At 42.3% G+C, this 16,222-nt stretch carries 13 protein-coding genes; 4 read left to right on the top strand and 9 right to left on the bottom strand.

Going from position 1 to position 16,222, the window contains the following annotated elements; genetic code table 11:
- The first annotated feature begins 3 nt into the window (after positions 1-3).
- Together E0485_RS14820 and yhbH are read left to right on the top strand one after the other, a co-directional pair.
- Positions 4-732: a DUF6081 family protein gene (locus tag E0485_RS14820; protein WP_132418844.1), complete on the top strand. Its 729-nt coding sequence runs from the start codon at positions 4-6 to the stop codon at positions 730-732.
- An 83-nt stretch (positions 733-815) separates the two neighbouring features.
- Positions 816-1,955, top strand: coding sequence for a sporulation protein YhbH (gene yhbH / locus E0485_RS14815; protein ID WP_132418843.1), 1,140 nt, complete (start codon positions 816-818; stop codon positions 1,953-1,955).
- 64 nt (positions 1,956-2,019) lie between these two features.
- On the opposite strand, the gene E0485_RS14810 is transcribed toward yhbH, so the two are convergent.
- The 9 genes from E0485_RS14810 to E0485_RS14770 form a co-directional block, all read right to left on the bottom strand.
- Entirely contained in the window at positions 2,020-3,276 is a 1,257-nt protein-coding gene (locus tag E0485_RS14810; protein WP_132418842.1) for a Gfo/Idh/MocA family protein, read from the bottom strand.
- A 91-nt stretch (positions 3,277-3,367) separates the two neighbouring features.
- Complete coding sequence (locus tag E0485_RS14805) at positions 3,368-5,035, bottom strand: response regulator (protein ID WP_132418841.1); 1,668 nt, start codon at positions 5,033-5,035, stop codon at positions 3,368-3,370.
- A 13-nt stretch (positions 5,036-5,048) separates the two neighbouring features.
- Entirely contained in the window at positions 5,049-6,782 is a 1,734-nt protein-coding gene (locus tag E0485_RS14800) for a sensor histidine kinase (RefSeq protein WP_132418840.1), read from the bottom strand.
- A 40-nt stretch (positions 6,783-6,822) separates the two neighbouring features.
- Positions 6,823-7,707 carry a carbohydrate ABC transporter permease gene (locus E0485_RS14795; RefSeq protein WP_132418839.1) on the bottom strand — a complete coding sequence of 295 codons (885 nt, stop codon included), beginning with the start codon at positions 7,705-7,707 and terminating at the stop codon, positions 6,823-6,825.
- A gap of 34 nt (positions 7,708-7,741) precedes the next feature.
- On the bottom strand, positions 7,742-8,647 hold the full coding sequence (locus E0485_RS14790; protein ID WP_207910990.1) for an ABC transporter permease: 906 nt from the start codon (positions 8,645-8,647) through the stop codon (positions 7,742-7,744).
- 94 nt (positions 8,648-8,741) lie between these two features.
- The gene (locus E0485_RS14785) at positions 8,742-10,430 is read right to left on the bottom strand and encodes an extracellular solute-binding protein (protein WP_132418838.1); all 1,689 of its coding nucleotides are present in this window, start codon (positions 10,428-10,430) and stop codon (positions 8,742-8,744) included.
- 220 nt (positions 10,431-10,650) lie between these two features.
- The gene (locus E0485_RS14780) at positions 10,651-11,409 is read right to left on the bottom strand and encodes an SDR family NAD(P)-dependent oxidoreductase (RefSeq protein ID WP_132418837.1); all 759 of its coding nucleotides are present in this window, start codon (positions 11,407-11,409) and stop codon (positions 10,651-10,653) included.
- A 53-nt stretch (positions 11,410-11,462) separates the two neighbouring features.
- Positions 11,463-12,797 (bottom strand): APC family permease, encoded by a 1,335-nt coding sequence (locus E0485_RS14775; protein ID WP_132418836.1) that lies wholly within the window; start codon positions 12,795-12,797, stop codon positions 11,463-11,465.
- Positions 12,798-13,056: 259 nt separating this feature from the next.
- Positions 13,057-13,917, bottom strand: coding sequence for a phosphotransferase (locus E0485_RS14770; RefSeq protein WP_132418835.1), 861 nt, complete (start codon positions 13,915-13,917; stop codon positions 13,057-13,059).
- Between the two features lie 242 nt (positions 13,918-14,159).
- On the opposite strand from E0485_RS14770, the gene E0485_RS14765 reads away from it, so the two are divergent.
- Together E0485_RS14765 and E0485_RS14760 are read left to right on the top strand one after the other, a co-directional pair.
- Entirely contained in the window at positions 14,160-15,089 is a 930-nt protein-coding gene (locus tag E0485_RS14765; protein WP_132418834.1) for an ABC transporter ATP-binding protein, read from the top strand.
- A gap of 3 nt (positions 15,090-15,092) precedes the next feature.
- Complete coding sequence (locus tag E0485_RS14760) at positions 15,093-16,193, top strand: ABC transporter permease (protein ID WP_132418833.1); 1,101 nt, start codon at positions 15,093-15,095, stop codon at positions 16,191-16,193.
- Positions 16,194-16,222 lie beyond the last annotated feature (29 nt).

Below are 16,222 nucleotides of genomic sequence, written 5' to 3'. Positions count from 1 at the left end.
ATCATGGAGAAACAGATCGTTTTTGGAGATTTTGATACGATTCTTAACGAAGGTCATATTTGGAAAATCGGCGGATTCAAACTTGCTGATGGCTCCTTCTGGGAATATCGCGAGCCAAATGCTACGGTCATCGTACGCAATGGTATCCTGTATGTTCGCGCACCACTTAGCCGCCAAAACAATCAAATTCAAATACTGGACAATGCCAAGCATATGTACTACTCCGTTGAGGAGGTTGTTGTGCCAGAGGAAGGCGAAATCAGCTTCGAGCTCGATATCCGCGCTAGAACGCAGAATACCGTACCAAACGATCTGTATGATGGTTACGTATCCCTGAACCTACTTGATTTCTCGACAGGCGGCGCACTCGATTTCTTCGCAGGCAATGATAAATACGCTAGCGTCTACGCTGTTCTTCCATTCCCGGGCGTAACCGTTCCAGAGACGGACAAGACAAGATTCTTCTGTATTTTTAAAGAGGATACGAATTTCAACAAAGGCGAGTTCAATACGTACAAAATAACGTATAACCGTGCAAATGATGAAGTTGTGTTCTACTTAAATGGAGAAGAAGTACGTAGAGAGCGCAATGTGCCGATAAAGTTCAACAAATTTACGATTGCACTCGGCATTATGACAGAGAAAGATTTAACGCCAGCAGGCAGCGTATCCGTTCATGGACAAACGGTAATCGCAGAATATTCCCCTGTTACCGTTACAATAAAAGAGTAATACAATCACATATCTCCCCCTCGTCTGAATATATTGAGTAACAACAAACTTACGCGATATAGGCATTCGGGGGGGATTCTTTTATGGATAAATCCACATTCATCGTATCAAAAGAAGACTGGTCGCTGCATCGCAAGGGATATCAAGATCAATCGCGCCATCAGCAAAAAGTGAAAGAAGCCATCAAGCAGAACATGCCTGATCTTGTAACAGAAGAAAGCATCATTTTGTCAGATGGAAAACAAATTATTAAAGTGCCGATTCGTTCTTTAGATGAATATCGATTAAGATATAATTTTAACAAAAGCAAGCATGTAGGGCAGGGTGATGGCGACACAGAAGTCGGTGATGTCATAGGCGTTGATCCAACTCCTGCCAAAGGGCAAGGCAAAGGTAAGGGCGAAGGTGCTGGCGATCAAGCTGGCGAAGATTATTACGAGGTTGAGGTTAATTTAGCCGAGCTGGAAACCATGCTATTCGAAGAGCTTGAACTGCCGAATTTGCAAAACAAAGAGAAGCATAATCTATCTCAGCAAGACGTCACCTTTACCGATATCCGCAAAAAGGGCATTATGTCCAATATCGATAAGAAGCGCACCATTCTTGAGAATCTAAAGCGCAATGCAAGCACAGGTCAACCTGGAATCCATCATATATCGCCAGAGGATCTTCGCTATAAAACTTGGGATGAAATCGAATTGCCCCATTCAAATGCACTCATTATTGCCATGATGGACACATCGGGTTCGATGGGCACTTTTGAGAAATATGTAGCCAGAAGCTTCTTCTTCTGGATGACGCGGTTTCTTCGGACCAAATATGAGCATGTCGAAATTGTATTCATTGCCCATCACACCGAGGCGAAGGTCGTGACCGAACATGAATTTTTTACCAAAGGGGAAAGCGGCGGCACGATCTGCTCATCCGCTTATCAAACGGCAATCGAATTGATTGATAAACATTATTCGCCGACGCACTATAACATTTATCCGTTTCATTTTTCTGATGGGGATAATTTGACTTCAGATAACGAGCGCTGTGTGAAGCTGATCGAACAGCTCATGGAACGAAGCAACATGTTCGGCTACGGGGAAGTCAATCAGTATAATCGCTCCTCAACTTTAATGACAGCCTATCGCAACATAAACAATTCCAAGTTCCTGCATTACATCATTAGGGAAAAAGGCGAAGTCTATAAGGCATTGAAGACGTTCTTTTCATAAAATAAATCTAGCGAAAGATAAAAGAGCCTACTCGAGTGAGTTGGCTCTTTGTGTTGTCTAAATGTTAAGGAGTGAAACTACTGATTTTGATAGCTAGGCCTTCGTGCAGTCTCGAATGTTCTGCCGCAAATGCCATAAGGTGGCTTTGCAAGGAAGCCGTTGCAGAAGTTAAGCCTTGTGATGGATTGCTATCGAATTGACGAACATCCCCTAGGAAAGAGCTTACCATACGTTCATCACCGCCTCCATGTCCATCGCCTTCCACATTGCAGCTAATCTCAATCTTTTCCCCTGAAGCATATCGGTATAATGTAAAGGCTCCTTTGTCCATATCTCCTATGATTTCGCCTTGCGTTCCCATGATTTGCACCCTGCGCGTACCGCTTTGTGTCAACCCTGACATGATGAACGACGCGTTCGCTCCATTCGCGAACTCCATGTTGACGACCTGATGGTCGACAACATTGTTGTCGCACCGATACACACACCGGCCAAACGGTCCTTCTTTTAGCGCTTTTAAGATGCCCTCTTGCGACAAATCATTCGTCATATAACGTGCCCAAGGGTGATGCGGTGGCTGCATATACATTTTCATTGCGGAGAAGGGGCATTCCTTCTCAATCTCGCAGCCATCGATGCAGCGTTCGGTAGAGCCTTCCGGGGCATTCTCTAGTCTAAAATGAAGTAGAGAACCGTACGAGCTCACGCTTGTACACGGCTGCTTCATAAGCCAGGAGATGATATCCAGATCATGGCACGACTTAGCGAGAATCATCGGACTCGTCTCCTCTGAATTGCGCCAATTCCCTCGTACGAAACTGTGCGTCATATGATGATAACCGACGTTTTCGGTTAACTGAATCGTACCCACCGTTCCGAGTTCGCCGTCTTCGATGCATTTATTGATCCCCGACCAGAAAGGGGAATACCGAAGGACATGGGTTACAACGAGCAGACGCCTATGTCTAAGCGAAGCTTGCTCTAGTTCGATACACTCCTCCATCGAAGGAGACATCGGCTTCTCTAACAGGACATGATAGCCTAGTTCCATCGCTTTCATCGCCGGTATATAATGCATCCGATCAAGTGTACAGATAATCATTACATCGGCAAATCGTCCTTGATCAAATACTTTCTCCCAAGTATCGTAGACATGTTCCGGGGCGATCTGATGAATCTCTGCAAATCGATTTCTACGTTCATCGTCTGGCTCAGCTACCGCAATAATCTTTAATTCATTCGGAAACTTCTCTGCATAGGGACCATAAATATATCTTCCTCTACTGCCAGCGCCTAGTAGTACAGCTGTTAAAGTTCTCAAGTACTCTCCTCCTCTTGTGTACGATTGTACTTCCATTGTAAGGGGATAGATTGAGAGGCAAAAGAGATCGTTACTGACATTTCATATACATTTATTGACCTTGATTCTGCCTATATGATCGAGCCATTCGGAATTCTTGTGGCGTCGTTTCGTTCTTCTTTTTGAAAAAGCGTATAAACGCAAGTGCCGAGTTGTATCCAAGTGCGATAGCAATTTCATTTACTTTCATCGTAGTATTAAGCAGCATGTCTTTGGCGATCAAATTCCGATAGTCATTTACGTATTGCGACAACCCGATCCCCGTGATTTGCTTGTAAAGTCTAGATAAATAAGAAGGATTTAAATCTACGTAATCCGCCAGTGCATTTAAGGAAATATCGGTAGATATATGTTCCTCAATATATCGATGCACCTTATTCACGACCTCCCTTGGCAATTGGGTGCCTTGCAGCGCATTCCATTCGAAAAAGCAATCCGCTATTTGCCAAAAGTATTGGATCAATTCCGGCCATGAAGTCGAGTCGCTATGACGATAGAGATTATCCAAATCCAGAAGGGTATTCATGAAATCACGAATTTCTCGATTTTTATGGATATAAAACAGAAATACAGCTGAAAGGGAATGGTACAATTCGGTCTTCCGCTCATAAGGAGTTCTCTGATCGCTCCATATTGCTGTCAGCTCGACATACAGCTTGTTGAACTGTTCTCGATGATTGTTCTCGAGACATGACATGAGTAATTGAACTCGAGCATGATAGAAACTATCGTGATAGCTGCTAATTTTATCGTTATCTTGTTTCTGGATGTCTTTATCGATCATAATGACCTCACTAAACATTCCATGACCTTGCACCAAACCGTATTTTATTGAATGGAACCGGTCTGAGACGTTATTCCATGTGGTCACTTCGCTTCCCAGAAGGAAAGAAACCGATAGCCCCAGCAATCTCTTGCAGGTTGCTTGTACGGTCTCTAGTATGCCGCTCATATAACGGTGGGTTCTAATCCAATCGGAGTCACTAAACGATGAATCCGACACTTTCGGTTGAATCATCCAAACGATTTTCGATATCTCGTATACAATGGAATAGCTTCTTACATGCGTCGACAAATACTCGTTACAGATGTTCTGGAGCGCATAGGAAAGCAGTACTTTATCCGACGTCTTGAACATCTCTTTCCAGGCGTCAACCCTTCCAATGAGCAGATAAACCGGCAATGTCGCGTCGAGCGGAATATCGATTTCTCTGAAAGCCTGCCCTAACTGAGCCTCTGTTACCTGTTTGCCTTGAAAGAGTCCCCACATATACTCTTTTTGGAGCGAAGGCATTGCCAATCTCATTGTGGATTGTGCTCTTGCAATCATCTGCTCCTGATTATGTTCTTCTTCAATTTTCTCGATGGCTCGTTCCACCGACTGAATTATTTTCTCATCACTTTCGACCTTCAGAATATAATCGAAACCTCCATGGGTAATCGCGTTCCTTGCGTAATGAAAATCGTTATATCCTGTTAGAAAAATAACTTTGGAATGATAATGGGAATTAATCTCTTGAAGTAGCTCTATACCTCCTAGTCCAGGCATTTTAATATCGGAAATTACGATATCTATGTGATGATAGGACAGAACCTCCAAAGCCTCTTCACCTGAATAGGCTTTCATCACTTCAAGCGGCAAATGAACGGTCTGCTCGAATAGCTCAAGAAGACCATCGACGATTATGGGAAGATCATCCACGATAAGCAGTCTATACATGCTGGTTCCTCCTCTAGCACATGCTCAGATTGATTCTTACCCGCAGTCCGCCCAGATCAGAACGTGACATCGCAATACCATATTCCTCTCCGTAACGAAGTTGTATTCTCCGATGTACATTTATGATTCCTGTTGTTTCCTCCAATCGATTGGAAGCCAAGCGCAGTCGCTTTTGAAGGCGTTCGATATCCTCATCGCTGATGCTTCTTCCATTGTCTTCGACGTACAGCGAGAACACGTCTCCTTTAAGTTCGCTGTGGACCCAAAGCTCGCCTTGTTCAATCATATTGCCTAAGGCATGCTTATAAGCATTCTCAATTATCGGCTGCAGGATCAGCCTTGGAACGAATATATCTGGAACGTGTCCTTCAAATTTGATTTGAATGCGGTCTCCATAGCAAATGGATTGCATATCTACATACGTACGAGAATGCTTTACCTCAAGCTCCAGAGGTATCTCATCCTCATCATTACGTGTTATGAATTGAAAATATTGACCAATATGTAAGCAAAATTGATAGGCTTTTTCCTTCTGATTCTCGGATTTGATTAATCGACATAACACAAAAAAACAATTATATAAAAAATGAGGATTGATTTGCGATTGCAATCGTTTCAGCTCAGAACGTTGATTCCGAATTTGCTGCTCGTAATTTTCCTCGATTAATGTTTTCAAAGATCGCACAGTATCGTTAAAAGCTTGGTACAGATACCCGAATTCATCTGATCCGCGGTCGATCACGATCGGCTCCAGCCAGTTCTGTTGAACACGTCGAAATGAATGTACCAACTTCATAAGGGGTCGGTAGATGAATCGCAATAGAAAATAGGAAAAGAAAAATAAAATACATACGCCGAGAGCGCATGCCGCCCAAAACCACATTCGATACATCTGCAGCGGGCCTAGGATCTTTGCCTCCGGAATGCAAGTAATGGAATAGGAATTCCAGAGGCTAGAATATTTATAAACCGTGAGATAGCGTTCTCCCCCATAATTCAGTGTTTCGTACCCTTCTTCGGACGCAGCATTCTTCTTCTCCAAAGCAAAAGATTTCATGCGCTCTAACAGTTCCGAGTCCACACCGCTCTCGACCTTCCACCCTCGGTCCAAGTTAAACAATAGGCTGTGTCCGCCCCGCGCATTGCTAATTTGCATCAAGGTCTCCTTGATCTTACTCTTAGATAGCTCGACCCCAACGACGTAGATCGGATTCTTAACTGTACTGGTAGGATACTGCATGGTAATAAATAAGCGATCATTCCAATAAACGAATGGTTGCTCGAAATGCTTTGCGCTTTGTTGCATTGCTTCGTATTCTTCCTGGTCAATCGAGGTTTCATATTTAGAACTAAGAATCGTGCGTTCAATTAAGGGCACGTATGCCTTCGCTTCTTGAATGAATGGACTTGAATTTTTCATCAGATCAAGTCGCTTCTGGATGTCCAATATTTTACGTGAACGATCGTAATAGCTCATAGCTGTACCCGTTGTGGCAATTTCCATCAAATCTTTGTCCATCACATAGTTCGGCAAATAACGGCTAATCCGATCCCCTTCCTTATCCAGCGAATCCAGATAGAACCGTGTCGTATTCAGAACTGACTCCGATATCTCACTGCGAATTTTCTCCGCGCCCTTCTCATTAATCATCCAGGTAATTGCCATCAGCGGCAATAAGGCCGCCAGAAATGCAACCATAATTTTCTTAAAAATGGAAGAGTCATGCAAAAAGAATAGTCTTTTCATCGTTTGTTCTCCTGGAATCATTTAATAGAGCACTACGATATTATTCTTTGACACTTCCCATCACAATTCCTTTAATGAAAAACCGCTGCATGAACGGATAGACGATGAGGATCGGGAATGCAGCCACGAAAATCTGCGCTGCTTTGCTCGTACGATCGGACAACTTAATCATCAGCTCAACATTCTCTGCTTTAATGAAGCGAAAATCCAGTTTAATAATAATCGTCTGCAAGAAGGTTTGCAGCGGGTAATTTTCAGGATGATTCATGTAAATCATGCCGTCAAACCAACTGTTCCAATGTCCCACCATGGTAAAAAGAGCTGTCGTCGCAAGTGCAGGCAAAGACAATGGTACGTAGATCTTCCATAAGGTCGTAAAATGGCCAGCCCCGTCGATGCGCGAAGATTCCTCGAGTTCCTTCGGCAGATTGCGATAGAAATTCAGCAATAGAATAACGTTGAACACCGCAACGGCTCCCGGTAGCACCAGAGCCCAGATGGTATCAATCATCCCAAGCGTCTTCACGGTTAAATACGTGGGAATAAGCCCTCCACTGAATAAAATCGTAAATACGAATACCCATGCATAGAAAGTCCGCAGCCGAAATTGCTGAGAATCTTTGGATAATGGATATGCGGTAATAACCGTCAGCAACATACTGATGATTGTTCCCAGAATAACCCGCTGAATAGATACCCAGAATGCCCGTAAATACTCCGGTTTTCCAAATACGTTCTCATATGCAGCCGTTGTGAATTCAACAGGCCATAGAGCGACTTTGCCGGCAGCAGCTGCTGACCCGGAGCTGAACGAGATCGCCAAAATATGAATAATAGGCATTAGGCACAGCAAGGATATGGACGCTAGAAAGATGAAGTTGCATATCAAAAACAATCTTCTAGAGAATGATCTGTTAGTACGCACGATTTGTCTCCCTTCTGAATTACGGCCTATCACATTAGAAAATACGGTAATTCGCTAAACGATAGGCTAAGAAATAGGAAATCGTTATGAATATAAAAGATACGATGGACTTCAGCAGCCCTACGGCCGTAGCGAAACCGAACTGTGCTTGCTGAATCCCCATGCGGTATACGAAGGTGTCGATAATATCCGCGCTTTCATAGACCGGAGGACTGTAAAGGTTGAAGATTTGCTCAAAACCGGCATTGAGTACATTTCCGATATTGAGCGTAAACATGAGAATAATGATTGGAAGCATCCCAGGCAGCGTCACATGTAACGTCTGCTTGAAGCGTCCTGCACCGTCGATTTCCGCTGCTTCGTAAAGTGACGGATTAATGCTGGTGAGCGCAGCCAGATAGACAATGGTACCGAAGCCGAATTCCTTCCATACATCCGAAGTAACCATGACATAAGGGAACCAGGCATTGTCACCCAGAAAAAAAATAGGTTTGATGCCGAACAAGCTCAGCACTTGATTGACCACACCGGAGGATGGAGATAATACATCGACTAAAATTCCACCTAGCAATACCCATGAGAGAAAGTGAGGCAAGTAAACGAGCGTCTGGAAGGTCCGCTTGACCCATTCTTTCCGCAGCTCATTCAGCAGTATTGCAATCGTGATCGGAACGATCAGACCTGCTAAAATTTTCATCATAGCAATGTATACCGTATTGAAGAAAATGCGGCCAATATCAGGATAATCGATCAATAACCGAAAGTTCTTAAGACCAATAAAGGGTGAACCAAACAAACCTTTATTCGGAACATATTTCTGAAAGGCCATCATAATGCCGGCCATCGGGATATAGCTGAAAATGATGACTAAGGCCAACCCTGGCAGCAGCATCAAGTGAAGCGGCCACTCCCTCTTCCACATGCGTGTTAATCCATTCATGCTATTCACCTCGCTGTAGGACTAATAATTATGAACTAGGTTAAAGAAAAGAGGGATTGTTTTGGTCCAATCCCTCAAGCCATCCACTTTGCGATTATTTGTGAGTGGCGTACCATTCGTTGACTTCTTTGGTCATTACGTCGCCGCCAAGCTTCTTCCATTCTTCTACGAATTTGTCGAATTCATCTACGGATACTTGATTCATGATAATTTTGAAGTATACTTCATCCCGCTTTTTGATAAGAATTTCTTGTCTTTCCGCCATCGTTGCTGTAGGTGCACCGTAAAATTTATTTTGTAGGTACTGTTTATTTTGCTGAATTGCCGGAATAAGAGAATATGCGCCTTTCGGTCCTGAAATCAGGTATTCCCACCACATGTTTTTATCACTGCCGTCAACGTATTTCATAGCGCGCTCATACCGTGTTTTTTGGTCCTTTGTTTCTAAAATGCTTGTGTTTTTATTTTCAATGGCTTTTGGTAGAATGTCGCCGTTATTGTCCAATTGTCTACTAACGCGAAGTGGGTTGAGCAACCAATAGTTTGCGCCTTTTTCCTTCATATCTTTACCGTATTCATATACTTTTTGCTCTTCTGTTGGATGTTGTTGAGTAACGATATATTGATTTAATAGCTTAATAACGCCTTCCGGATGCTTTGCTTGCTTGGAGATGACATAATATTCGTCAACACCGATTCCGATTTGCGATAGTGCAGGATTGCTATCCACTGATGGAATCGGGAATACGCCCCACTCTTGTACTTCTTTACCGTCCTTCAAAGCGCCTTTAACGAGCTGAGCTGGTACCCAAGACGCACCGTATACAATACCGATGTTGTTATTGTAGAGGAGCTCTGCTTCTTTCTCCGTGTCTTTAACAGCGAATTCAGGATCAATTAATCCTTTCTTGAACATATCCTGTAGTGCCTTAAGTGCTTCCTTCACTTGAGGCTGGATGTCACTATTGACCAAACCGCCCTTTCCGTCTTCCATCCAAATATTCTCATATGCATGGAAACTATTTAGGAATGCTCTTAATCCTGTGACACCTGTGTCCTTATTAAATGGATCTTTGCTTACTGCAATTCCATACGGTTTCCCAGTGCCGCCTGGGTCTTTCGTTTTGAACGCCTCGGCGATCGTCAATAGGTCTGCCATCGTCTTCGGTTCCGACAGGTTCAATTTCTTCAACCAGTCCGTACGAATAAAGATAAACTGGTATTGGTACGGGTTATACGAACTCGGAATCCCCATTAACTTATTGTCGAACGTGGCCGTCTTCATCTGCATACCGCCATCCATCGTCAAGAATTTCTTCGTCTCATCCGTTGCATACTTGTCATATACACTCGTGATATCCATAATCATATCTGCTTCGGTCAACTCTTTCAGCTGTGTAGCATTGACCCGCATGAAGTCTGGAATCTCATTGGAGGCGATGGACATCTTCAATTTTTCCTTGAATTGAACGTCATCGGGGGCTATCCATTTATTCGTAATCTTCACGCCGACGTCTTTCTCATACGCATCATAAACCGCGTTCTTTTCAAAACTCTCTCCTGCATCAAATTTAAGATACTGATCATTGGGCGAAACAGTTGAAACCTCAACAACTTCAATCTTTTCACTTGCCGGAGTCGGTGTCGCTGTCGTTGTTGTTGTCGGTGCCGGTGTCGCATCGGCCGGCTTTTTCTCTGCCTCTTTCGTTGTATTGCTGCATGCAGTTATCACTAAGCTGAGGGTTAAGGCAAAGATAATAAGACTTTTCCTTGTTCTTTTCATAGTACCCCTCCATCATTTCACAAAATAGGTTGCAGACGTTGCTGCTTTCTTTCATAATCTTAGTATAGAAATGAAGGCGCCTTCATTCCATATACTAGTCTTTACTTTTGTATACACCTCTTGACTACCGAAGGGCCCCGCGAAAGTTAAAAGAGCCAACTCACTTGAGAAGGCTCTTTGTGCTGTCTATATAAACGACCGCCACTTATTGTATCTATTCTTAATGAATACAAATTCCGCCATCCATTAAGACAGGCGTTCCAATCATTGCAGAAGATTCATCAGATGCGAGGAATAAAGCAAGATTAGCAATTTCGGATGGCTTAATCGCTCTTCCAAGCACTTGTAAGGAAGATAAATCTTCAAGTACTTTATCCCGGCCACCGTATAAATCAGCGTGAGCATCATTAAAGGTCGTATCCACCCAACCTGGACAGATCGCGTTCACACGGATATTTTCAGAAGCATAGTCTAGTGCCATTTGTTTGGTTAACATGAGAATCGCACCCTTGGAAGTTACATAAGCGGATAGTCTCGGCTCTGCAATATAGCTATTAGCTGAAGCCATATTAATAATAGAACCGCCACCATTTTTTCTTAATTCAGGAATTGTATATTTTCCCATTAAGAACATAGACTTCACATTAACTTGCATCGTTTTATCCCACACGTCTTCATCCAATTCTTCCACATTTCCAGGTACATTAATTGCTGCATTATTCACGACAATATCGAGTTTGCCAAAAGCTTTAATCGTTTCACTCACCATATTTTGAATTGGTGCTGCTTGAGACACATCCGTATGGACATAGATTACCGGGTATCCTGCCTCCTGTAATTCACTTGCCAGTTTGGATCCATCACCTAGTACATCTGCAATGGTTACTTTAGCCCCTTCTAGCACGAACCGTCTTACAATTGCCTCACCAATTCCTCTTGCGCCACCTGTAACGATTGCTACTTTATCCTGTAATCTCATGCTACGACCACTCCTTTATCTTTTCTTATATCGTTGATTTATTCGCAGTTGTTCTACATATCTTTAAATGTAATTTCTTTCTTGAATCCCTTGGATTGAACGGCACCAATAATGAGTCCGGCCAATAACCATCCGAATCCATACATATAAGTTATTTTATCAAAGCCAGTCCATACAAATAGCGTCGTCGCAAAACCAATTAGCGGGAATAAGAGATAGATGATCAGTGCTTTTAAGCTTCTTTGTTTCTTTTTGAAAATAAAATAGTAGATAACTGTAATGTTTAGAAACATAAACGATGTAACTGCACCAAAGTTTACGAACTTAACAATCGTTTCTATTGAAAGGGTGAAAAGAACGATAAGTGAGACAACACCAGAGAAAAGAATCGAATTAATAGGTGTTTTGTACTTGGAATGAACCTTACTCAAGAACTTGCTTCCAGGGAGCAATCCATCCCGACTGATTGAATAGAGGATACGTGCTACTGCAGTCTGAAGATTAAGGGTAACGGCGATCCCAACGGAAAGAACATTTACAATAATCATAGCCACATAGAACCATTGACCACCGATTTCTTTGCTGATATCGAATAAAGCCATGTCACTGTCTAAATTTTCAAAGTTTGGATAAACTAATGTTGCCATGTAGCTCTGAACGAAGAAGAGTATACCTACCATAACAACCGATAATACAGTTGCTCGTCCAATATCCTTTTGTGGGTTTTTGGCTTCCTCGGATAAAGTACTGATACCATCAAACCCTATGAATCCAAGTACGGCAATTGAGATGGAAGTTGCAATAAAATTAAAGTTGAATACATCTCCCTGGAATAAAGAAGTTACTGAGAAGCCTCCAGTACCATTCCCATCAACAAATACATATTTAATCGATAGCGTTAAAAATACGATAAGCGCAGCTATTTGCAACCAGAACATGCCCATGTTGACTCGTGCACTAAGTGAGATGCCTAACGCATTCACAACAGAAGTGATGACAATAAATAATAATGACCAGAGGTATGGTGGAATATCAGGGAAGATGCCTGTCATCCATAGTCCCGCAAACATGTAAATGAGTGCTGGCGCTAATATGTAGTCCGATAGGATATTCCAACCTGCAATGAATCCAACATGTGAATTAAGACCTCTCTGGACGTAGGAATACACTGAACCTGCATAAGGGAATACATTGCTCATCCTACTATAGCTCATAGCCGTGAACAGCATTACAAGGGTTCCAATGACATAGACGAGCGGAACCATGCCGAAGCTTTCTTTAGCAACCATCCCGTACACCTGAAAAGGAGCTAATGGTGACATTAATACGAGACCATACACTAGTAAGTGCTTTAAAGATAAAACGCGATTAAACTCTTGTTTATACATGTCTACAACTCCTTTTTCAGTTTTATAGTTTATTATAAGAGGAATTATGACAATGTAAAGCGGTAAAGCAAAAAAATATTAATAATTTTCAGATAAGATCGACAAAAGAAAACCACCTTTTCGATAAGGTGGCAATTTATCATTATTGCTCTCCGATAATCATAGGAGTTTTTCAAGTTCAATTTCATCCTGAATTGGAATATCGTAATAGCCAACAAGCGGGATGGCTGGCTTTAGCTTTCTTTATTCAATATAGACTTTAATTAAGATAACCTCTCCAATACTCCCACGCATGTAAATAATCGCTCAAGTCATGCGGATGAACTTTTGCGCAGATTCCTATTCGGCAATAGAGCTGGAATATGACATTATCGATCAATCTAGACTTGTCTATCGATGAATGATCTAGCAAATCATATGTAGTTAGTAGTGTCTCCAAATCAAGGTCATCTGGTGATGAGCAATACGCGTAAGTATAATCGTATATCACGGGTCCAACCATAGGTGACGGATCAATGACCCCAACTATCTCGTTATCGCGATAGACGAAATTATGTACACCAGTATCGCCATGCAATAAATATTTGCCATCTACTTGCGAGACGCTATCCAAAAGCGATTTAACTCTTTCGTAATCCTCATTTGGAAGGAGATCGCCTAGATTCATTCTTGCACCTTCCAAACTCCGTTCATTAAACTCTCGCCACGAATCGCGAAGTCTCTCTAATCTACCCCATTTATCCGTGTCATGACTGATTGAGTAATGATTTAGAAGGTCCTGAACAAGTCGAGATAACCACTCTTTCTTAGCACCTCGATTGTAATGTGTTGTGCCTGCTACATAGGTATATACGATAAAATCATGTACAGGGTCTCTATAAATCAGCTTAGGCAGAAGTGGGCTATTGATATAAGCCTGGTGCAGCTTGCTGACGACTCTAATACTTTCTTTATGATCTATTTTGAAAATGTACTTCGGTTCTTCATGAACAGCTAGTGTATATACGAGACCATCTGTTGTCCCACTCATGGTGCCCATAACTTTGGCATTGTCTTCTATTATCCCCTTCTCACGAAGAGTACTCAGCACACCTTCTACATCTATTCTTTGCTGTGACATAACCCGTTTCCTTTCTTTGTGCAGTACCTAAAGCGCATCCTTTTGAATTAATTGATTGTTGTAAAAATATACATTTAGATTATCGGAATTTTGGGTACAAGGCTAGTTATTTATTCAGATCCGTTCATTGGATTAGCTCGGCCTCAGTCTCTAGTCTGAGTTGAATCCGTTCCAGAGTCTGCTGTCATGTAGCCAAATCTCCATATAATTAAGTATAGATGTACATAAGGAGGGAGTAAGGAATGACGGTATTAGATGTGCGACATTTGCACAAATCATTCGGCTCTATTGCTGCTGTTAGTGATGTAAGCTTTAGCATAGAAGCTGGAGAAGTATTTACGATCATTGGTCCAAACGGTGCAGGTAAAACAACGACTCTTGAGATGATCGAAGGGCTCCAAACACCTGATCAAGGCGAGGTGACCATTAATGGTCTGAGCTGGAAGCAACATGGAGACGCGATTAAGCAGTTGATCGGGGTACAGCCACAGTCGAGCGCAATGTATGATTTACTGACGGTGTATGAGAATCTGGATGTATTTGCAAGCTTTTATCACAAAAGCATATCTGCAGAGCGCATCATGGAACTCATCAATTTGACTGATCATCGAAATAAACGTGTTAAGAATCTGTCTGGAGGTCAGAAGCAACGGCTTGCAATCGGTCTGGCGCTAGTGAATGATCCAGAAATTCTATTCCTGGATGAACCGACGACAGGGCTTGATCCTCAAGCGCGTCGCAATATTTGGGATATTGTGCTGAGACTGAAGGAGTTAGGCAAAACAACGATTCTTACTACCCATTACATGGAAGAAGCAGATATTCTCAGTGATCGCGTCTGCATTATTGATCAAGGTAAAGTTATCGCTAACGATACGCCAAGGAATTTAATTCAACAGCTAACCAAGGAACGCGAGATCAATCTTTCTTTTATACAGGGTGAATCTGCTCTATCTGCGATGATCGAAACTTCCAAACAGTTACCTGCTGTAAATAGAGTAAATGTAGAGGGAGCTCATCTCAAGGTATGGTCAACCAAGCCTGAGGAAACACTGTATCACTTGTTGGAGGCTATTTCGAAACGAGGCTATGAAGTCGATCAGATTGCGATCAAAGATATGAGTCTTGAAGATGTCTTTATCAGCTTTACAGGCAAGGAATGGAGGGACTAATCAATGAAACAGCTTATGAAACTATTTAAAGCGAGTTTAAAAACTACTTTTCGCGAAAAGCAGGTATGGTTCTGGTCGATCTTCTTCCCTGTCCTTCTGCTTGTCATTTTTCTATCGATCATGGGCGGCACTTCAGACAAGGAATTAAAAATCAATGTCGTATCTGTAGCTGAGCAGCAGGATGCAACAGCGAGCGGATTACTGACAGGCTTACAAAGTATCCCTATGCTGAAGTGGAAGGAAGATCAGCCGGTATCCCTGGAAACTGCCGAGCAGTTGATTAAAGACAAAGCAATTGATGCAGCCATTGTTCTACCAAGCAATGCATCGCCTAAGCCCGTAGAAATTATCGTCAATGCAGAAAAGGTTAACTCAACGACAACGCAGGTCATTGCAGGTATTATGAACAAATCCCTTGAAACGATAAACTATAGCGAAGCCCATCTTACCCCAAAATATAGCGTAGAACTTCGTTCCATCTCATCCAACAATGAGGACATTAAATACAAGGACTTCCTATTAACCGGGATGATTGCTATGGCCATTTCACAAGCAGGCTTGTTCGGAATGGTTGGACTCGTAGAGATTCGTCGCAACGGATTGCTGAAGCGACTGATGCTGGCGCCTATTAATGTTAAGCTATTCGGAATAAGTGAAATCATGGTGAAGTTTGTGCTTGCAGCCGTACAAATTATTTTGCTATCAACGATCGGAATCGTCTTCTATCAGGCTAACTTCCATATCAATATTCTAGCCTTCCTCCCGATCTTTATTGTCGGTACCATCACATTCGCAGCCATTGGTTTTATGATCGCTTCATTCAGCAAATCGCTAGAAAGCTATATGGGAATTGCGAATTTATCAAGCTTTCTCATGATGTTCCTATGTGGAATTTACTTCGATACATCCATAATGCCTGATTATATTCAGCCAATCGCCAAGGTGTTGCCACTAACTTACTTCGCCAATGGAATACGGGACAGTATGGTATATGGATTTGGTGTCATGAATAGTGCATTCTGGCTAAACATTGGTATTATGGCTGCTTGGTCAATTGTAACTTTCTTTATCGCTTCACGTTTTTACAGATGGAAATCTGCATAATATCAGTATGAACCTCAAAAAGCCTTTAA

The organism is Paenibacillus albiflavus, assembly GCF_004344915.1.
Lineage (GTDB): Bacteria > Bacillota > Bacilli > Paenibacillales > NBRC-103111 > Paenibacillus_AM > Paenibacillus_AM albiflavus.
This window is presented reverse-complemented; position numbering and strand designations above follow the sequence as displayed.